Origin of the sequence: Novosphingobium endophyticum (genome assembly GCF_014640675.1) — a bacterium.
Classification (GTDB): Bacteria; Pseudomonadota; Alphaproteobacteria; order Sphingomonadales; family Sphingomonadaceae; genus Novosphingobium; species Novosphingobium endophyticum.
The window spans coordinates 17,713-37,466 of sequence record NZ_BMHK01000033.1 but is presented as its reverse complement, the minus strand read 5'-3'; the positions used below and the strand labels follow the sequence as shown (position 1 = coordinate 37,466).

Below are 19,754 nucleotides of genomic sequence, written 5' to 3'. Positions count from 1 at the left end.
GCGCGAGCCGGCGATGCAGGTCTGGCCGGTTGCGCCGAAGATGCCCGCCAGCGCGCCGATCAGCGCGCGGTCGAAATCGGCGTCGTCGAACACGATGTTGGGCGATTTGCCGCCCAGTTCCATCGTCAGCGGCTTGAGGTTGGCGCCGGCCGCCGAAGCGATGGCGCGCCCGACGGCCGGGCTGCCGGTAAAGCTGATCTTGTCGACGCCGGGATGGCCGGTAAGCGCCTTGCCGGTCGCGGCCTCGCCGGTGACCACGTTGACGACCCCGGCCGGAAAGCCCGCCTTCTCGACCAGCTTCGCGATTTCGAGCGTCGTCGTCGAGGCGTGTTCGGACGGCTTGAGCACGACGCAATTGCCGGCGGCCAGCGCGGCCGGAAGCGTGTTGGTAAGGATCGCGACCGGCGAGTTCCATGCCGTGATCGCGCCGACCACGCCGTAAGGGACGCGGATCGTCAGGTCGAGCGTGTCCTTCTGGTCGAGCGGAACGACATCGCCGTGCAGCTTGTCCGCCCAGGCCGCGTAGTAGCGGAAGATGCGTGCCGCATAGCCCATCTGGTTGTGCGTTTCGCGGATCACCTTGCCATTGTCGGTCGTCTCGAGCAGCGCCATGCGGTCCGCATCGGTATCGAGCAGGTCGGCGACCTTGTTGAGCAGCCTGGCCCGCTCGCCGGGAGAGGTCTTGCTCCATACCGTGTCATAGGCGCGGCGTGCCGCCATGACAGCCGCGTCGACATCGTCTGCCGTGGCAATCGGAATATGGCCGTGCACTTCCTGGTTGTAGGGATTGATCGCCGGGATCGTCGCCCCGTCCGAGGCATCGCGCCACTGTCCGTCGATAAATAGCTTGTAGGCCTGCGTCATCATGCTCTCCAGGGCGTCCCGACATCCGCGGGACGCTTGATTCCGTATTGTTCGCCGGTCAGGCTATACGCCGCGCCCGGCGCGTCCATGCCGTCAGGGGCGGCTCATCCCGCTTCGCCCGTCCGAACGGTCGCGACCATGTTCTTCGCCTCGCCCTGCTGCGTCCAGATTTCGGCGCCGCCTTCGTTCGGCTCGCCGCAGACGTAGAGCATGGCGCCGTCGAAGGCGGGTTGCTGGCCGCGAAAATCGAAGCCGGTGACGGGCGCGTCGAGATTGCGCGTCGCAAGGCGCATGAGCAGCGTCGCCTGCAAGGGGCCATGGACGACGAGCGCGGGATAGGCTTCTTCGTCCATCGCGTAGGGGCGGTCGTAGTGGATACGGTGTCCGTTCATCGTCAGCGCGGAATAACGGAACAGGAGCACCGGATCGGGATCGACCGTTTCCAGCCAGGAGGCCGCAGGCGCGGGCGCCGGGACCGGGGCGGGCAAACTGCCTGCGGCCGGTTCGCGATAGACAAGATCCTGCTCCTCGCTCACCGCAAGGCCGTCGCCGCCGTCGAGTTCGTGCCGGACGGTGACGAAGACGAGCGTGCCGCTGCGCCCGGTCTTCTCCTTGATCGCGGTGATCGTCGAGGTCTTGGTCACTTCGGCGCCGAGTAGCAGCGGCTTGTGGAAGGTGAGACGGCCGCCCGCCCACATCCGGCGCGGCAAGGGCACCGGGGGCAGGAAGCCGCCCTTGGCCGGGTGACCGTCGGTGCCAAGACCGGCCGGGGGCTTGACGTCCCAGAAGTAGAGCCAGTGGTGCAGCAGGGGGATCTCGTCCCCGGCCCTGCGCGCGCCTTCACCGCCAAGGGCCACGTCGAGCGCATTGCTGCGCGCGGGCTCCAGTATGTCGGTGACGCTTTGGCTGCGGCCGGTCCAGTCTTCGAATTCGCTCATGCTGTCATCCCTTGTTGCTGTTCGAGGGCCGCGCTGCGGCGGCCGAAAGTCACTCCGGCGAGCGTGGCAAGGCCCGCCGTCAATTGGTCCGCTTTCATGCCGAAGGCATGGAGCGAGGCGCCGTGTTTCCTGATGGCATTGACGCGTATGCCGCGACCCATCGCGCCAGGGCCGATGAAGCCTCCGGTCCGGCGTCCGCGTCCATGAATCCGTCCCGCCACAGGTGCCGGGTTAGCCGTCTCGTCGCTCATCTCTCTCTGGTTACCCGAGTTTTCCGGTGCTGCGATATAGCGGCCGATTTCACGAGCCGGGAACCGCCGCAGGATTCCTCACAATTGGTGGATAATGCATTATGTGCGGAGCAGCGAAGAGTCCAGCCCCGCTCCGCCCGGTCGGGTATCGCCTCTGTGATGTTCAGGTTGGGCCGGTCAGTTTGGCCACCGCCCGGCTCGGCTTGAGAATGGCAAAACGTCGGGAGGTCAGGCTTTTTGGGCAAACCAGATAATGTGGCGCTCGCCAGTGCCGTCCGGCAGTGCGCTCGCCTGCACTTCGGCTACTTCGAAGCCGGCATCCCGCAGTTCAACGGTGAACGCGGGATCGGCATATGCGGACCAGATTGCCAGGATGCCCTTTGGCTTGAGCGCGGCCTTGGCCGCCAGCAGCCCGTCTTTGGAATAGAGCCGGTCGTTTAGTCGGCGCGTGAGGCCTTCGGGCCCGTTATCGACGTCGAGCAGGATCGCATCGTATCCATCCCTTGCCGAAGCGATCAGCATCGCGACATCGTCCATGACCAGGACGACGCGTGCATCGTCGAGACAGTCGGAGGTCAGGTCCCGCATCGGGCCCCGGGCCCATTCGATGATTTCGGGCACGAGTTCGGCCACGGTCACGCTCGCGTCATCACCGAGCACCGCGAGTGCAGCGCGCAAGGTGAATCCCATGCCGTAGCCGCCGATCAGCAGCTGCGGCGCGGGCCGCCCGCCCAGCCGCTCGCACGTCAGGGTCGCCAGCGCTTCCTCCGATGCGCTCATGTCCGAGCTCATCAGCTCGTTGCGCGCCAGGACGATCGCGAAATCACCGTCGCTGTGCATCAGCCGCAGCTCGACGCCATCGGGCACCAGAGCCGTGCCGATCCACTCGTGCCCGTTCATCGCGATTTCCCGGGTCGCCAAGCTATTTCTTGCGGGCCTTGCGCGCGGCATAGCGCGCATCGCGCGCCGCCTTACGTTCGGCTTCGGTAGGTTCGGGCGGCGGCGGCGGAGCTTCTGCCTTGGCGAGCCGGGCAGCGCGCTTGTTTTCGCGCTCCGCCTTGGCAGCGGCTCGCTTTTCGGCCTGCACCGCTTCGCGTTTGAGTGCCCGGGCGGCCCGTTCGGCCATGGCGTCAGGATCGACCGGGGGCTGGTCTTTCAAACGCCCGAGCGCCTTGGCCCGAGCCTCTGCGGCGGCCTTGATCCGGTCCTGGAAACCCGGCTCCTTGTATCCTGTCATCACTGTTACTCGTCTTGCTTGAATTCATCGAAATGGATGGCGGGCATGCACCGAAGTGCATCCGGCTTTGCGACGCAATTTGGGGTAAGGAGGAGCCGAGGCACCCGATATCCGTGGATGGCGACATCAGCGACGGCGGCCTGTAGCACAAGCATCGCCCGAATGCCATAATCTGCGGGCTTTGTGTGCGGGAACGTCGGCACTCTGCCGTACTGACCGGACCGCAAGGTGCTGCTACGTGCATTCCTCGGGGCGCTGAGCGACGATCGCTTTGTCAGCGATCCACGCTTTGCCTATCCGCCGAGTACCTGCGGCCGACCACTCTGACCCGATTGTTCCGCAACGTCAGTGCGCTGGGCGCCGGCGCCTCCGAGACACAGCAAGCGAGCAGAAGCGCCGATCCGATCCGCCTTACAGCGCAAGCGCGAGCCGCGCGCGGACTGTTCGCGGCGCGCCTGGTGTGATCCAGACATCACTGTACGAGCTCTCGATATAGTATTCGTCGAAGAGGTTCTCGACATCGAGATGCGCCGTCAGGCCGCGCGTCAGGCGGTAGGACAGGTTGATGCGCGCGGTCACGTAGTCAGGCAGGCGAAACCCGCTGGCCACGTCGTCGCCGGGGCGCTCGCCGACGTAGGTCAGACCGGCGCCGAGGCCGATCGATCCCGGTTCGTTGGCATTGGACTTCCAGAACCCGTAGATCGCGCCGCTGTGCCTGGGCACGTTCGACAGGCCGCTGCCTTGCAGAGCCGGCCGGGTGTCCTCGATCACTGTGGCGTCGGTGTAGGCGTAAACCGCGGTCAGCGTGAGGCGCTCGTCGATGGCGAGATTGAGATCGGCCTCGATGCCCTTACTGCGCGCGCGTCCGGCGGCGATGCTGAAACCGGCGTTTGCGGGATCGCTGACGAGCACGTTGTCCTTGGTGATGCGGAACAGGGAGACGGTGCCCGTCAAACGCGTGTCAAGCAGCGCGAGCTTGATGCCGCCTTCCCAGGCCTCGGCCCTTTCCGGCGCGAAGGGATTGGAGGCGGCATCGACGCCCTGGTTGAAGCGGAACGACCTGCCCCAGCTGACATAGGCCGAGAAGTGCTCGCTTGGCGCGAAAGTGAAGGCCGCGCGGGGCGAGGTGGCGGACGGCGACTGGCGGTCGGTACGGCTGGTGCGATAGTTGACGTTGTCCTGCCGGATCCAGTCGTGCCGCAGACCGAGCAACAGCGAGAATCTGTCGTCGAGCGTGATCAGGTCTTGCGCATAGACGCTCTCGCCGCGCAGCTGCTCGAGCAGGTCCTGGTTGAGCGTGGCGACCGGCTTGGGCTGGCCGTAGACCGGATTGAAGATATCGATCTCGTACGGGTTCGCCGCGGTTGGGCTGAAGCGATAGAACACGCGGCGCTGGTCGTAGCGGAAAGCGTCGCCGCCCACACGGAACTGGTGATCGAGCCCGAACAGGCGCCTGTTGGCGCTGAGCTCGATGCGGCCGGACAGGTCCTGCCAGTCGTAGTCGTGAATGCGCAGCTGGCGGCGCAGCCGCGTGCCGATCAGCGCTGAATTGTGTGTCGATTGGCCGCGCATCGAGCCGTCGCGATACTGGATGCCGCCTTCCAGCGCGATGCCCTCCGCCAGATCGACATAGACCGTGCCCTGGTGCTGACCGGTGCGCTGCGTGATCTGTCCGTCGTTGGGCTCGCCGAGGAAGCGCTCGCGCGGCAGTGCCTTCGCATCCCCGCCGACCGCGACGAGGCCGCGGTCATGGGTGAAGTGCACGAGATTGTATTCGAGCTGGTAGAGGAACCACACGCGCTCGCCGAGCTTCCAGGCGATCGACGGGGCGAACAGCAGACGATCAGTCTTGTTGAAGTCGCGGAAGCTGTCTCCATCCTGATAGACACCGATCACACGCAACGAAAGATCGGGGTCGGCCGGGCCGCCGATGTCTAAAACGCCGCGCCATGTATCGAAACTGCCGTAGGATACTTCGCCCGAGGCATGGAATTGATCCTGCGGCGCCTTGGTGACGATATTGATCGAGCCGCCCGGCTCGCCCTTGCCCGATAGGGCCGAGGCAGGGCCCTTGAGCACCTGGAAGCTCTCGACCGTGGCCACGTCGCGCCGCGCGTTGAAGCCGCGGTTCGACGTGAAGCGATTGACCAGCAGGTCCGGCCCCTGGTTTATGTCGCCCGAGAAGCCGCGGATTGCATAGGCGTCCCAGGCACCGCCGAAGCTGTTCTGCCGCGCAATGCCCCCGGCCAGATCGAACAGCTGCGAAAGGTCGGTGAAGCCGGCACGGTCGACCAGCTCCTTGTCGAGCACGCGCACGTTCTGCGGCAGAAGGATGGGATCGATCGAGAGTCCGTTGATGCTCGCGTTCGCTTCACGCGAGCCGGTGACGACGATCTGCTCGCCACCGCGCTCTGCGTCTTCGCTCTCCTCCGCCAGAGCCGGTACCGGAACCAGCAGCGCACTCGAAATCAGCCAGCGTGTCCACGCGCTCATTGTTACCCCCACAGTCATGATATGATGTATCATGCGCCTAGGGGGGTCTGGGAGCACCGTCAATGATATGTTGCAACATATCTCTTGACCTACGCGCGCCTGGTCGCGAGAAGGCGTCAACCACGAAGGAGGACCCCATGCCAGAGCCCGCCTCGGCTTCGATCGAACTGTCCGGCGTTAGCCTGTCATACGGTGCCCACCGCGTGCTCGATGGTCTGGCACTGCGGGTCGATCGCGGCATGATCTATGCGCTGCTCGGCGGCAATGGCGCGGGCAAATCGACCACGCTCTCGGTCCTGCTCGGCTTTGCCAAGCCCGACGCGGGCGCCGTGCGGGTGGCCGGTCTCGATCCCGTCGCGAAGGCCGATGCCGCCCGGCAGCGGATCGCCTACCTGCCTGAAAACGTGGCGCTCTACGAGCATCTGACCGCGATCGAGAACGCCGATTACCTGCTGGCGCTTTCGGGCGAGCCCAAGCCGCGCGAGGCGATCGTCGGTGCTTTCGGCGCGGCCGGTTTGCAGGAGCGGGCGTGGGACCAGCAGCTCGGCGGCTTCTCCAAGGGTATGCGGCAGAAGGTCGCGATCGCCGTGGCCCTGCTGCGCGAAGTGCCGGTGTTGCTGCTCGACGAGCCGACATCGGGGCTCGACCCGCGCGCCACCGCCGATTTCAACGGCCTGCTCGCCGCAGTCCGAGAGCGCGGGACGGCGGTGCTCATGGTGACGCACGACCTGATGAGTGCTGTGGACGTCGCCGATCGCATCGGCTTCATCGACGCGGGCCGCATTGTCGACGAGGTCGCCGCCGAAGGGGCTGAGCGCTTCGATCTGCGTGCCCTTCACGACCGCTTCGCCAACGACGTGGCTGCCGCATGAGCCCGACGCTGCTCATTGCCCGCGACGAACTGCGCCTGATGCGCCGGAACCGCGTGGCGGTCATTGCCTTCGTGCTGCTGGTGCTGTTGACGCTGACCGCGGCGGTGACCGCCTGGAGCCATCAGCAAGGCATCGCCGACCTGCGCCAACGTCACCAGACCGCCGCCGACAGTGCCTTCGACGCGCAGCCCAATCGCCACCCGCACCGCGTCGTGCATTACGGCACCTTCATCTTCCGTCCGCTCGGTCCGCTCGCCGCCTTCGATCCCGGCGTCGACGCTTTCACCGGGAACTCCATGTTTCTCGAAGGCCACCGGCAGAACACCGCCAATTTCGGCGACGTTCGGCAGAGCTCGCTGTTGATCCGCTTCGGCCAGCTCACGCCCGCTTTCGTGTTGCAGGCGGTGGCGCCCTTGCTGCTGATCTTCCTGGGCTACGGCGCCATCGCCCGCGAGCGCGAACGGGGCACGCTGCGTCCGCTTATGCTGCAAGGCGCCTCGCGCGGCCAGATCGTCGCCGGCAAGCTCGGCGGGCTTGGCCTGGTCGCATTGCTGGCGGGGCTGCCTGCCATGCTGGGCTTCGTGCTGATTGCTGGACAACCCGGCGCCCAGGTGGAACCCATGGCGGTGATCGCGCTCGGCTACGGCGTCTATCTCGCGCTGTGGGCCGTGCTGATCCTGCTGGTCTCCGCGCTCGTCAAGCGGAGCCGCGATGCATTGCTCGCGCTGCTTGCACTCTGGGCCGTGCTCGTCGTGCTGCTGCCGCGGATCGCGCCCGACATGGCCGGCGCGGCGGTGCCGCTCGACAACCGGCTGCAAACCGACATCGCCGTTGCGCGCGACCTGCGTACGATGGGCGGCAGCCACAATCCCGACGATCCGCATTTCGCCCGGTTCAAGCAGGCAGTGCTCGAGCGCTATGGCGTCGGGCGCATCGAGGACCTGCCGGTCAACTACAAGGGTCTGCTCGGGATGGAAGGTGAGCGGCTGACATCGGAGTTGTTCAACCGCTATGCGGCCGAGAGCTACGACGCGCAGGAGCGCCAGAACGGCACCGTCCGCGCGATCGGCGTACTGAGTCCCGCCATGGCATTGCGCGCCATGTCGATGGCTGCGGCGGGTACGGACTTTGCCGGGCATCGCCGGTTCCTCGAACAGGCGGAAGCCTACCGCTACGATCTCATCCAGCGCCTCAATCGGCTCCAGGCAAATGCAGTGATCTACGCCGACGATACGGCGCAGGACCCCGATGCCGATCGCCGCAAGCGTGTCGCCGCCGATTACTGGCAGGCGATGCCCGATTTCACGTTCAGGCAACCCGATGGCTTGACCCTGGCCGCCGCCGCCTTGCCGAGCCTTGGCGTGCTCATCCTGTGGCTCATCGCCGCGGGCGGAGGGCTCTTGTTCGCAACGCGCCGTCTGGGAGCCCGCTGATGCGTATCTGGATGCACGAACTGCGGTTGTTGCTCCGCGCCCGTCTCGCGCTGGTTGCGCTGGCGCTATTGGGTACGCTCAGCATAGCCGCCGTGGTGGCGGGCTCGGCTGAAGTGGACCGGCAGCGCGATGCAATCGCGGTGATCGCTGAGCCGCAGGAGAGCGACATCGCCGCCATCGCTGCCTGGGTCGACAAGAGCAAGGACGCCGGCAGCGCCGCCTACTACAGCTTTCACCCGACCTGGGACGCGCCCTCGCCGCTAGCCTTCGCAGCCATCGGCATGCGCGACGTCGCGCCCTTCATCCTGCGCGTTCGCGCGCTGGGGCTGGAGGCGCAAATCTACGACGGCGACATCTTCAATCCGGAACTGGCGCTGCCCGGACGCTTCGATTTCGCGTTCCTGCTCGTGTTTCTGGCGCCGCTGTTCGTGATCGCGCTGTTCCACGATCTCGTCTCCGGCGAGCGCGAAGCGGGTCGTGAACCTATGCTCTGCGCGCTTCCTGGCGCGAGGCGGCTGTGGCTGCGACGCGTGGCGCTGCGCTTTGCCATGCTGTTCCTCGTCTTGGCGCTGCCCTTTACGATCGCGGCGATCCACTCCGGCGCCGGGGCCGGTGCGATCCTCCTCATCCTCGCCGCGGCGGCCGCCTATCTGCTGTTCTGGATCGCGCTGGCGCTGCTCGTCGGACGGCTTGGCTGGAGTTCGGTCGCCAACGCGGCGACACTCGCGTCCTGCTGGCTGGTGCTGACGCTGGTGCTGCCGACGCTCGCGCACGTCACGATCAATCGCGCGATTCCGGTCGGTCAAGGCACGGAAATTGCGCTGGCCCAGCGTGAGAAGGTCAATAGTGCGTGGGAAATTCCCCGCGAGGAGACGATGAGACGCTTCTATGCGACGCATCCCGAGTGGGCGGATTCGCCTCCGCTTGGACCAGAGTTCCACTACAAGTGGTATCTCGCTTTCCACCAGGTCGGCGACGAGAGCGTGGCCGGGCAGGTCCGCGCCTATCGCGCGGGGCTCGAGCGGCGCGATGCGGCGGCGCGAACACTCGGCTGGGTATTGCCGCCGGTCGGACTGCAGGCCTTGCTCACGCGGCTCGCCGAGACCGACCTCGAGGCCCAGCTTGCGTACCAGGACCGTATTCGCGACTTCCACCGGCACCTGCGCGAATTCTACTACGGTTATCTGTTCACCGATCGGCCCTTCGGCCAGGAAGATTTCGCGAGAGCGCCGAGGTTCGCAAGCCCGTAATTCTCCGATGGCCGGGATGGCCATACGAGAAACGAACGAGTTCTGGGCGGTAGTCGGACATGCAGGCGGCGCGGCTTCGTGGAGGCGCTTCTCCCTGCAGCGATGTAGTGCGGGCGATCAATCCTGATCGGTATCCAACGAATGGGCTGCGCAACTGATCAGTCTACGTTGGCGCCATTCGCGCGCAGTATTTCGGCAACGCGCCTCATGGCGAGATCGAACGGGTCGGCTTCACCCATCAGTGCAAAACTGCCCCCGAGCGCGAAACTGCAGTGCCCGTGCACCGTAGCCACCAACGAGCGGGACAGCCGTTCCGCCTCGTCCTTTCTCTCGTTCGGTAGCACTGAGGCAATCTCATGTGTGACAATGTTCATGAGTTGGCTGCGTTGCTCGGCCAAATGTTCGGGGATTCCCACGCGATCGGGTACCCGATGTTCGTAGATTGCCGACCAGAGATTACGTCGCTGTGATGCAAAATCGAAGTATCCTTTGACCAGCGCCCTAATGCGCTGGCCGTCTTGCGCGCCCTGCAAGCATTCCTCAAGCCATCGCGCCCACATCGTGAATGTCCGGCTATTGATCGCCACAACCAGCGCATCGACGCTGCCAAAGACACGCATCACGGTTCCGACCGTATAGCCGATGCGCTTTGCGACCTCGCGCGCGGAGAAGTGGGCGAAGCCCACCTCCTCCATCAGGTTCTGTCCCGTCTCGAGAATCAGGGCTTCCAGTTCCGCCCGACTGTGGTCTGATCGCCTACCCATAGGACTTCACTATCCACAAAAATATACGCTGTCTAATTTTTAAATTGAACAGTGCGTAATTTTCCGCTAGCCGAACTCCTGAAATTGCCGGAGGGGCGTATGACGGCGTTGCTGGTACTTGGTATGATCATTCTGAGTGTGCTGCTTCACGACACCCGAAGACGCCTGGCAGTACTCGAGGAAGCCGCCCGTGATGCGGCGGTGCCGTTTCCATGGCACTCGGCCGACGACAACGCAGAGCCCAAAGAGCTGGCCGGCCCCGTGGCAGAAGCGCTCGACGATGACCGAGACGCCTCGCGAGAACAGCCAACGTACGGCTGGTTCGAGCGAAGAGCAAAGTGGCGCGTGAGGGCATCTCGAACGACCATTGCGGCGGTCCGGATGCCGATAAGTCCAGGGATTACAACAATTAACCGTTTGCTGAATCCTGGCGATTAAGCCTTCGGCACAAATTCAAGGATTAGCCCGTGTCCGCACCCGACCTGTCACTCCTGACCAAGCGCCGCTTCGGCCCGATGTTCACCGTCCAGTTCCTGGGCGCCTTCAACGACAATCTGCTGAAGTTCGCCATGCTGTTCCTGGCCAATTTCGGGATCTTCGCCGCGGAACCCGACAAGGCCGAAATGCTCGCGGCCATTGCCACGGGCCTCTTCATCCTGCCCTATTTCCTGTTCTCGGCTCTTGCCGGGCAACTGGCGGACATGATCGACAAGGCGAAGCTGATCCGATGGATAAAGCTGGCAGAAGTAGCGATCATGGCAGTGGCGCTGGCCGGTTTCTGGTTTCAGTCGATCCCGACATTGCTCGCAAGCCTGTTCCTCATGGGTTTGCATTCGACCCTGTTCGGGCCGGTCAAGTATTCGATCCTGCCGCAGCATCTGCGTGAACACGAGATCATGGGCGGCACTGGCCTGATCGAGGCCGGAACCTTTCTGGCCATTCTGGGCGGCCAATTGCTCGCGGGTGCCATACCCGCCTGGGAGGCCGGGCTCGCGGCCATGGGCCTTGCCGTGGCAGGTTACCTTGCCAGCCTTTTCATACCGCAAGCGGCCCCTGCGCGGGACCACCACCATCTGGACTGGAACATCTTCAAAGGCACCCGCGAAATCCTGGGCGCCGCCCGCCATGGGCGGGGCGTATGGCTCGCGATCCTGGGCATAAGCTGGTTCTTTGCCGCAGGTGCCGTGCTGGTTTCCGAATTCGCGCCGTTGGTCAGCGGCACGCTGTCCGCCAGACAGGAAGTGGCCACGCTGTTCCTCGTCGTCTTCTCCGTTGCCATCGCCATCGGTTCGCTGACTGTGAACAAGCTGCTCGGCGGCGAGGTTTCGGCTCGTTATGTCCCGATTTCCGCGCTGATACTGGCGGGGGGCCTGATCGACCTGTGGCTTTCGACAAGCGGCTTTTCGGTGCGTACCGCCGGCGCGACCGTCGGCCAGTTCCTGGCAACGCCCGGCGCTACCCGCATCCTGATCGACCTTGGCGTGATCGCGATGGCGGGCGGCATGTTCATCGTGCCGCTCTACGCGATCCTGCAGGTCCGGAGCCGGCCCGAGGAACGCTCGCAGATCATCGCGGCCAATAACATCGTCAATGCCGGCGTCACGGTGCTGGCGGTGCTGGCGATCACGGCGCTTCTCGCAAGCGGCACCGATGTTCCCGGCCTGATAGGTACCTTGGGCTTTGCGACGTTGGCCGTAGCGCTGGTCAGCGTGTGGCTGCTGCCCGACACGGTGTTCAAGTCGGTCATCCGCGCCACTCTCAAGCTGCTCTATCGCGTCGAGGTGCGCGGCGCGGAAAACATGCCCGGGCCGGGCGAACGCGCGGTAGTAGTGGTCAACCACGTCAGCTTCCTGGACGGCGTGTTGCTCGGCGCATTCCTTCCCGGCAAGCCGACTTTCGCCGTAAACACACACATCGCCAAGGCCTGGTGGGTGAAGCCATTCCTTGGCCTGTTCCGTGCTTTCCCCGTCGATCCCACCAATCCGATGGCAGCCAAGGCCATGGTCAGGGCCGTGCGGGAAGGCCGCACTCTGGTGATCTTCCCGGAAGGCCGCATCACTGTGACCGGCGCGCTGATGAAAGTGTTCGACGGCCCCGGCATGGTCGCCGACAAAGCCGATGCGCCGATCATTCCGGTGCGGCTCGATGGTCCGCAGTACACGCCATTTTCGCGCACGAAAGGCAAAGTGCGGCGGCGCTGGTTTCCCAAGATCACGCTCACTGTCCTGTCACCCCGTCGCTTCGCGATCGATGGCGAGATGAGCGCGCGCGAACGCCGCGCCGTGGCCGGGCGCCGGCTCTACGACGAAATGAGCCGGATGATCTTCGATACGTCGGACATCGACCGCACTCTGTTCGATGCGCTCTGTGATGCGCGAGCGCTGCACGGCGGCAAGGCCCTCGTCGTGGAGGACGTGAAGCGTGACCCGCTGAGCTACGGCCGCCTGATCACCGCCGCCGGCCTGCTTGGCAAACGGCTGACGAAAGGGACCGAACCGGGCGAGGCCGTAGGTCTGCTGCTGCCCAATGTTGCAGGCGTGGCGGTCGCGTTCTTCGCACTTCAGTCGGTGGGGCGCGTGCCGGGGATGCTCAATTTCACCGTCGGGCCCGCCAATATGCGTTCGGCATGCTCGACTGCCCGGATCCGCACCGTGGTAACCGCGCGCGCTTTCGTCGAACAGGCGAAGCTTGGCGATCTCGTGGGCGCGCTCGAGGCTGACGGTTTGCGCGTGCTCTACCTGGAGGACATCGGCGCCGGCATCAGCATGGTCGAAAAGTTGTGGGCGGCGCTTACCTCTTTCCGCGCCGCAGCCCGCCATCGCCGCTTGCGCGTATCGCCCTCGGCCCCGGCAGTGATTCTCTTCACCAGCGGATCGGAAGGAACGCCCAAGGGCGTCGTGCTGACGCATCGCAACCTGCTGGCCAACTGCGCGCAACTGGCGGCGCGGATCGATTTCAACTCCAGCGACGTCGTGCTGAATGCACTGCCAGTGTTCCACAGTTTTGGCCTGACCGGAGGCACGCTGCTGCCGCTGCTGAATGGCATCCGCACCGTTTTCTATCCCAGTCCGCTGCACTACCGCATTGTGCCCGCGCTCGCCTATGACGCCAACGCGACGATCATGTTCGGCACGGACACCTTCCTGTCCGGCTATGCGCGGATGGCACATACCTATGACTTCTATTCGCTGCGCTACATTTTCGCCGGCGCGGAGCGCGTGCGCGAAGAGACCCGCCGGACTTATGCCGAGAAGTTCGGCCTGCGCATTCTTGAAGGATATGGCGCGACCGAAGCGGCTCCGGTGATCGCGGTGAACACCCCGATGCATTATAGGGCCGGCACTGTCGGCCGCCTGCTGCCCGCGATAGAGGCGCGGCTTGAGGACGTGCCGGGCATCGAGGAAGGCGGACGGCTCTACATTCGCGGGCCGAACGTCATGGCGGGCTACATGCTTGCCGGCCAGCCAGGCGAGTTGCAACCGCCCGATGACGGCTGGCATGACACCGGCGATATCGTCACTTTCGACGAAACGGGTTTCGTCACGATCCGCGGACGCGCCAAGCGTTTCGCCAAGATCGGCGGCGAAATGGTGTCGCTCCCGGCAGTGGAAGGTTATGCCTCCGCCGTCTGGCCGAGCGCGGAACATGCCGTGGTCACCCGCCCTGACCCGAAGAAGGGCGAGCAACTGGTACTGTTCACGACCATCAGAAACGCTGACCCGAAAGCGCTCCAGCAATGGGGCAAGGCCAATGGCGTCACGGAGCTGATGCTTCCCCGCGAGATCCGCTCGGTCGATGCACTGCCGGTACTTGGGACGGGCAAAGTCGATTACGTGACGTTGGCACAGATGGCTGTCAGCTGATCCGAAACGTATTCCGCGCTGTCGCATGAAGGTTGCCCCGGACAGGTGCTGAGAAACTCCGCGTTCGAAACGGTTCGCCGAATCCCTGTCGTTCGCATTTCAGTGCTCCGCTTCCGAAGCCTGTCCTTTGTTCAATTGCTTCGAAAGAATCCGCCAAATGCTCGGCTGAGGGTCCGACACCAATGTCACGCTCCGACGTGAACGAAGCGGCCCCGCACATGAACCTCGAGTTCGTTGGGCGCGACCGGGAAACGATCCATTGCGCACCCGGCATATCCCGCGCTAGCGCTGCCTTATGACAGAGACGGCGATCATAGATTGGGCGCGGGGCGATATATTCGGACTCGACTTTCCCGCGCATCCTGAAGCGCTGCAATCCGGTGGACCCGAATTTCTGACGCGCGCCTTCCGCGCAAGCGGCGTGCTCGGGGAGGACAACAGCGTCACGAACATTACCGGCTTCGACGAATGGACGCTGGGCGGCACCGGCGTCAAAGTGCTGCTTTCGGTCGCTTATGAACGCGACGCGCCGGGCTTATCGCGCGATCTGTTCGTGAAATTCTCGCGCAACTTCCGGGACAAGGTGCGCGATGGCGGCCGCTATCACATGCCCCCGGAAGTGCGGCTCGCGCATTTGTCGCGCGATCCGGATTTTCCGGTCCCCGTGCCGAAATGCTTCTATGCCGACATCCAGCAGGACGCGCTCACCGGCGTCATCATCACCGAACGCATTCCCTACGGCCAGGGCGCGATCGAGCCGCATCATGCAAAATGCATGGACCAGATTCTGCCCGAGCCGCTCGCGCATTACCGCGCGCTGATCTCCAATCTGGCGCGGCTGTCGGGCGCACACAAGTCAGGCCGGCTCGGCAACGCGGTGGAGCGTGATTTTCCAGTCGATCCGGACATGCTGATCGCACGCCGCGCGCGTTTAGAGGCGCCGCTGCTCGCCAAAAGGATCAACCGCCTGGGGCATTTCATTCTGCAATATCCGCATCTGGTGCCGGCGCACATCGCCGATCGTACATTCCTCGACGGCTTATGCGCCGACGCACTGTCGGCGGTCGAACTGCAGGAGGACATCTGGCGGTTCCTCTATTCGCGGCCTGACATGATCGCGCTCTGTCACATGAACGCGAACGTCGACAATGCCTGGTTCTGGCGAGAACCGGACGGCGCGCTCCGGTCCGGACTGATCGATTGGGGCAGCGTCGGGCAGATGTCCGTGGCCTCATCGATCTGGGGCTGCATAGGCGCGGCGGAGCCCGAAACGCATGATCGGCATCTTGACGAATTGCTTGATCTCTTCGTCGACGAATATGCCCGCGCGGGGGCACCAATTCTCGATCGACGCGAGCTCGCCCAGCATCTGGAATTGCATGTGATGATGTCGGCCCTGCACATGACGACCGCCCCGCCGGCCATCCTGCGCGAAGTGCCAGATCCGGGGGTCGCCGCCGACCGCTACGATCCGATCTTCACGGCGAATGAAACCGCGCGCGTGCAGCTGAAAATCACCATCTCGCTTTTGAACATGTGGGCGCGCCGCGATCTTGGCCGGCTTTTGCGGGCGGATGCGTCCTGGCGGCGAAAGCTGCCGGCCATTTAATCGGATCCCTCGTTCGAGCGCTACTGGCTGGGAATGCCCTGAGGCAACTCTAAAACAATCGGAGGATCACCAGGCGACCAGGGCGACGTGCGCACCATGATCGCGGAGAACAAGTCCGATGCGAGGTGATTGGCCAGCCAGGCCTTGAGATGCGGTAGTGGCTGAGTGTCGAACCATTCCCTGTCTACGGCCGCGAACTGCCGCACGAAAGGCATGATCGCAGCATCCGCCAGTCCGCGCGCAGGTCCGCAAAGCTGGCCTGCATCGGCCAGCCGGTTGTCGAGCTCATGCACGAACGCCAGGCCTCGCGCGCGATGCGCAAACGCATCCGCGCCGTACCGCTCGGGATACTTGTAGCGGTCGAGTTCATGCTTGAATGGTCCGTCGTTCGCAGCGATCAGTGCCGCGTCGTCGCGTGCCAGCCAGTCTTCGGGGTCCCGGTTCACGAGGGCCCAGCGCATGATGTCGATGCTCTCGTCGATGACTTCGCCGTCTGGTAGGATGAGCACGGGCACAGTGCCCTTCGGCGAGGCGGCAAGCAAGCTCTGGGGTTTTGCCGAAAGCTTGATTTCGCGCAGTTCGCAGCGCGTACCGCTGACCGCCAACGCCAGCCGCGCCCGCATCGCGTAGGGGCAGCGGCGGAAACTGTAGAGGACAGGATCAGTCGGCACGGTCATCAGTCCGCTCGGTCCGCACCATGCCGACGTGAGCGCGGCCTTGTACGGCGGCGAACATCTCTTGGCGGTGACGTTCGCGGTAGGACGCGCGCTGCTCTTCGCTCCGCTCGGCATGGCACGCGGGGCAACTCACGCCCGCTTCATAGAGTGACGAATCGCAGCCGTCCGCGCTGACCGGGCGGCGGCAGGCGTGGCAAAGCGTATGGGTACCCTCAGCGAGACCGTGGCCGAGCGTCACCCGCTGATCGAACACGAAGCATTCGCCGCGCCAAAGACTCCGTTCCTCCGGCACCGCCTCCAGGTACTTGAGGATGCCGCCCCTGAGGTGGAAGACGTCCTCGATACCCTCCTGCTTGAGGAAGGCCGTGGACTTCTCGCAACGGATGCCGCCGGTGCAGAACATCGCGACTTTTGGTGACTTGCCCGAGCCCAGAAGCCGCTTGCGTTCGCGGCGGAACCACTCGGGAAAATCGCGGAAGCTGGCCATCTTCGGGTCGACCGCGCCCTCGAACGAGCCCACCGCAACTTCATAGTCATTGCGTGTGTCGATGACGATGGTGTCAGGGTCGGAGATCAACGCGTTCCACTCCTCGGGTTCGACGTATGTTCCGGCGTTCGTCCGAGGATCGATGTCGGGCTCGCCCATCGTGACGATCTCTCGTTTCAGACGGACCTTCATGCGGTGGAACGGCATGGCGGATGCGCTCGATAGTTTGACATCGAGGTCAGCGCAGTCCGGCAGGGTGCGGATATGCTCGAGCACTCTGGTGATGCCCTCACGTGTCCCGGCAATCGTGCCGTTGATGCCTTCGGCGGCGACCAGCAGCGTGCCGCGAACGCCTTGTTCACGGCATAGGCGCTCAAGTAGCGCGCGCAGGCCCGCGCAATCCTCGAAGCGGGTGAAACGGTACAAGGCCGCGACCAGCAAGGGCTCATGGAATTCGTGGCGACAAGTGTTCATGCCACGCGCCATAGCGTCAAGCCGCAGGGGCGTCAGCAAGGTCGTTTCGGTTCCGGGGTAATAGCGCGTAAGGCGAGCGCCGACAGCGAGCGCTCCATGTTGAAACGGGCTCATCGTTCAGGCGCTGTCCAGCGCTTGGGCAAGGTCCGCAATGATGTCGCTCGAATGTTCAATGCCGATCGACACCCTAATGGTGGCCTCCCGCACGCCGATGCGATCTCGAACCTCGGCAGGCACGCCCGAATGCGTTGTGGTCGCGGGATGGCTTGCGAGCGACTCCGTGCCGCCGAGGCTCACGGCAAGCTTGAAGATCTGGAGCGCGTTCAGGAAGCGGAAGGCAGCCGCCTGGCCACCCTCGATATCGAAGGAGAAGGTCGATCCGGCTCCGCTGCACTGGGCGGCGAAGACCTCCGCCTGACGCGAGCCCGAGGGATGGAATGGCGGATAGGCCACGCGGTTCACCTTCGGGTGGGCCTGCAGGAACGCGGCAGCAGCGGCGGCATTGGCGTTCGCCCGTTCCATGCGCAGTCCCAGTGTCTCCAGCGAACGGCTCAGCATCCAGCAGCTGTGCGGATCCAGCTGGGTGCCGATGGCGCTGCGCAGAAGCCGGATCTCGCGCATGAGCGATGCCGACCCCAGCGCCGCACCGGCGACCAGATCGGAATGGCCGCCCACATATTTTGTGAGGGAGTAAAGCGAGATGTCCGCTCCATGGACCAGCGGATGCTGGAAGACGGGACCGAGGAGCGTGTTGTCGCAGACCAGGAGCGGTCGGTGCCCCTGCGTTTCGCCGATCGCGTCGCAGACACGTCTGAGAAGCGCAATGTCGACGAGGCTGTTCGTGGGATTTGCCGGAGTCTCGATGAGGGCGACCGACACCCGGCCCAAAGCCTTGGCCCGTTCGGCGGTCGCGGCGATCTCTTCCTGATCCAGGCCGTCGGCAAAGCCGACCGCGCCAATACCCAGGTTGGCGAAAGTCCGGGCCAGAAGCGTCTCCGTTCCCCCATACAGCGGCTGCGAATGAAGGATGACGTCGCCGGGCCTCGCGAAAGCCAGCACCGTCGTCGTGATCGCGCCCATTCCGGAGGAGAAGACCACGCCGGCTTCCGCACCTTCGTATACCGCCAGCCGGTCCTCCACGATCTCGCCGTTTGGATGATTGAAACGCGAGTAGACGAGGCCTCTTCCCTGTCCCGGCGGCGGCTCCCTGCGACCCGCGACATAATCGAAGAAATCGCGCCCTTCCTCAGCCGTCGGGAAAACGAATGTCGACGTCAGAAAGACCGGCGGCTTGACCGCGCCTTCCGAGAGAAACGGGTCATAGCCGAAATTCAGCATCAGCGTGTCCGGATGGAGCTTGTGTTTGCCGATGGTCGTCTTGCTTTTGCGGGGCGCGGTCATCTCGGTGTCCTTTCAGGCGGGTTCCGGCCGGCTCAATGGGTCGGCGAAACAAACGAGCGGGTTCGCTTCGAGTTGCGGCAATCCCGGATGGCTTCAGGCCGGCATTCTATCCAGCAGCGCCCGTCCTGCAGCACGCCGGCTTCCTCACAATCGCGTTGTTCGATTACGTTGAGAACCCCCCATGCGTCGAGTGTAACGATCTCGGCCGAGGAAGATGGCCACCTGGAGGCTATACAAATCCAATTTCGCTATTTTTGTCCGCGCCATCCGATTTCCCTCATCCACAGGATGCTATCCATCTAGAGTCACAAGAGAATGTGATTTTCGCGACCAATTTATATGGAAGCGTACGCCGGCATCAGCTGGCAACCTCTTTAAATGCGGCCACATGACCCCAAATAACTGTGGGTCATGGCCGATTTGCCGTTCCGATTCAGCAGGCGCGCCCTGATGAGTTCAGGCGCTGCCATTGCCGTGGGCGCCCTTACCCGGTCCACGTCGAAGCCGTTTCCGACGCCGCCGGCTCCACCTGCATTGCTACCGGCCACACCGCATGGCAAGCCGGAGGTGTCGCCCTTCGCCGTCGATCCCAAGCTCCTGCGAAGGGCGCTGGCCGCGCTCGACGAGCACTCCAAGACGATCAAGGCGCGCGATCGTATCGCCATCGTCGACTTCACGGCTCCGTCTTCCGAAGCCAGGCTGCACTTCCTCGACGTCGTCAGCGGCAAGGCTTCCAGGCTTCTCGTGGCGCACGGCTCCGGCTCGGACCCAGGGCACACCGGTTACCTTGAGCGCTTCTCGAACGTTTTCGGCTCCAACGCCTCGAGCGAGGGCGCATTTCTGACCGACGACTATTACGTCGGCAAGCACGGCCGATCGCAGCGCCTGCTCGGGCTTGACCCGACGAACAACAATGCCCTGGACCGGGCCATCGTCGTCCATGGTGCATGGTATGCAAACGACGGTATGGTCGCGGCGCATGGCAAGCTGGGCCGCAGCCAGGGCTGCTTCGCCGTGGGTGAAAACAAGCTCGACGACGTATTCGGATTCCTCGGCAAGGGCAGGATGATCTTCGCCGCGCGAGCATAGACTGGCGCTGCGTTCGGCGCCGGAAGTCGTCCGGGTGCCTTGAAACCTTGGG

General features: G+C 64.3%; 17 protein-coding genes. 7 read left to right on the top strand and 10 right to left on the bottom strand.

The window, feature by feature from the left end; all coding sequences use genetic code 11:
- The 6 genes from IEX32_RS17185 to IEX32_RS17160 all read right to left on the bottom strand — a co-directional run.
- A partial coding sequence (locus IEX32_RS17185; protein WP_188772774.1) for an aldehyde dehydrogenase family protein occupies positions 1-864 on the bottom strand: 864 nt, incomplete at its 3' end.
- Between the two features lie 104 nt (positions 865-968).
- The gene (locus tag IEX32_RS17180; protein WP_188772773.1) at positions 969-1,802 is read right to left on the bottom strand and encodes an HTD2 family dehydratase; all 834 of its coding nucleotides are present in this window, start codon (positions 1,800-1,802) and stop codon (positions 969-971) included.
- Positions 1,799-2,053: a hypothetical protein gene (locus IEX32_RS17175; protein ID WP_188772772.1), complete on the bottom strand. Its 255-nt coding sequence runs from the start codon at positions 2,051-2,053 to the stop codon at positions 1,799-1,801. Before IEX32_RS17175 ends, IEX32_RS17180 begins: the two co-directional genes overlap by 4 nt.
- Before the next feature lie 228 nt (positions 2,054-2,281).
- Entirely contained in the window at positions 2,282-2,953 is a 672-nt protein-coding gene (locus tag IEX32_RS17170; protein WP_188772778.1) for a spermidine synthase, read from the bottom strand.
- A 22-nt stretch (positions 2,954-2,975) separates the two neighbouring features.
- The gene (locus IEX32_RS17165) at positions 2,976-3,290 is read right to left on the bottom strand and encodes a DUF6481 family protein (protein ID WP_188772771.1); all 315 of its coding nucleotides are present in this window, start codon (positions 3,288-3,290) and stop codon (positions 2,976-2,978) included.
- A gap of 411 nt (positions 3,291-3,701) precedes the next feature.
- A complete protein-coding gene (locus IEX32_RS17160) occupies positions 3,702-5,783 on the bottom strand; it encodes a TonB-dependent siderophore receptor (protein ID WP_188772770.1) in 2,082 nt (693 codons plus the stop codon).
- 137 nt (positions 5,784-5,920) lie between these two features.
- Here IEX32_RS17160 and IEX32_RS17155 point away from each other — a divergent pair, with 137 nt between their 5' ends.
- The 3 genes from IEX32_RS17155 to IEX32_RS17145 are packed head-to-tail and all read left to right on the top strand — an operon-like array spanning position 5,921 to position 9,338.
- Complete coding sequence (locus IEX32_RS17155) at positions 5,921-6,655, top strand: ABC transporter ATP-binding protein (RefSeq protein WP_188772769.1); 735 nt, start codon at positions 5,921-5,923, stop codon at positions 6,653-6,655.
- A complete protein-coding gene (locus IEX32_RS17150) occupies positions 6,652-8,088 on the top strand; it encodes an ABC transporter permease (RefSeq protein WP_188772768.1) in 1,437 nt (478 codons plus the stop codon). Before IEX32_RS17155 ends, IEX32_RS17150 begins: the two co-directional genes overlap by 4 nt.
- Positions 8,088-9,338, top strand: a complete 1,251-nt coding sequence (locus IEX32_RS17145; protein ID WP_188772767.1) for a DUF3526 domain-containing protein — start codon at positions 8,088-8,090, stop codon at positions 9,336-9,338. The genes IEX32_RS17150 and IEX32_RS17145 overlap by 1 nt, the downstream gene beginning before the upstream one ends.
- A 158-nt stretch (positions 9,339-9,496) precedes the next feature.
- Here IEX32_RS17145 and IEX32_RS17140 read toward each other — a convergent pair whose 3' ends face one another.
- Complete coding sequence (locus tag IEX32_RS17140) at positions 9,497-10,102, bottom strand: TetR/AcrR family transcriptional regulator (RefSeq protein WP_188772766.1); 606 nt, start codon at positions 10,100-10,102, stop codon at positions 9,497-9,499.
- Positions 10,103-10,201: 99 nt separating this feature from the next.
- Here IEX32_RS17140 and IEX32_RS17135 point away from each other — a divergent pair, with 99 nt between their 5' ends.
- The 3 genes from IEX32_RS17135 (at position 10,202) to IEX32_RS17125 (ending at position 15,574) form a co-directional block, all read left to right on the top strand.
- Positions 10,202-10,540: a hypothetical protein gene (locus IEX32_RS17135; protein WP_188772765.1), complete on the top strand. Its 339-nt coding sequence runs from the start codon at positions 10,202-10,204 to the stop codon at positions 10,538-10,540.
- A gap of 29 nt (positions 10,541-10,569) precedes the next feature.
- The gene (locus IEX32_RS17130) at positions 10,570-13,965 is read left to right on the top strand and encodes an acyl-[ACP]--phospholipid O-acyltransferase (protein WP_188772764.1); all 3,396 of its coding nucleotides are present in this window, start codon (positions 10,570-10,572) and stop codon (positions 13,963-13,965) included.
- 295 nt (positions 13,966-14,260) lie between these two features.
- Positions 14,261-15,574 carry a hypothetical protein gene (locus IEX32_RS17125; RefSeq protein WP_188772763.1) on the top strand — a complete coding sequence of 438 codons (1,314 nt, stop codon included), beginning with the start codon at positions 14,261-14,263 and terminating at the stop codon, positions 15,572-15,574.
- A 20-nt stretch (positions 15,575-15,594) separates the two neighbouring features.
- On the opposite strand, the gene IEX32_RS17120 is transcribed toward IEX32_RS17125, so the two are convergent.
- From IEX32_RS17120 to IEX32_RS17110, 3 genes are all read right to left on the bottom strand, one after another.
- On the bottom strand, positions 15,595-16,251 hold the full coding sequence (locus IEX32_RS17120) for a glutathione S-transferase (protein ID WP_188772762.1): 657 nt from the start codon (positions 16,249-16,251) through the stop codon (positions 15,595-15,597).
- A complete protein-coding gene (gene trhO, locus IEX32_RS17115; protein ID WP_188772777.1) occupies positions 16,235-17,212 on the bottom strand; it encodes an oxygen-dependent tRNA uridine(34) hydroxylase TrhO in 978 nt (325 codons plus the stop codon). Before trhO ends, IEX32_RS17120 begins: the two co-directional genes overlap by 17 nt.
- Positions 17,213-17,329: 117 nt before the next feature.
- Positions 17,330-18,613: a cystathionine gamma-synthase family protein gene (locus IEX32_RS17110; protein ID WP_188772761.1), complete on the bottom strand. Its 1,284-nt coding sequence runs from the start codon at positions 18,611-18,613 to the stop codon at positions 17,330-17,332.
- A 450-nt stretch (positions 18,614-19,063) separates the two neighbouring features.
- On the opposite strand from IEX32_RS17110, the gene IEX32_RS17105 reads away from it, so the two are divergent.
- Positions 19,064-19,702, top strand: a complete 639-nt coding sequence (locus IEX32_RS17105; protein WP_188772760.1) for a murein L,D-transpeptidase catalytic domain family protein — start codon at positions 19,064-19,066, stop codon at positions 19,700-19,702.
- The last annotated feature ends 52 nt before the right edge of the window (positions 19,703-19,754 follow it).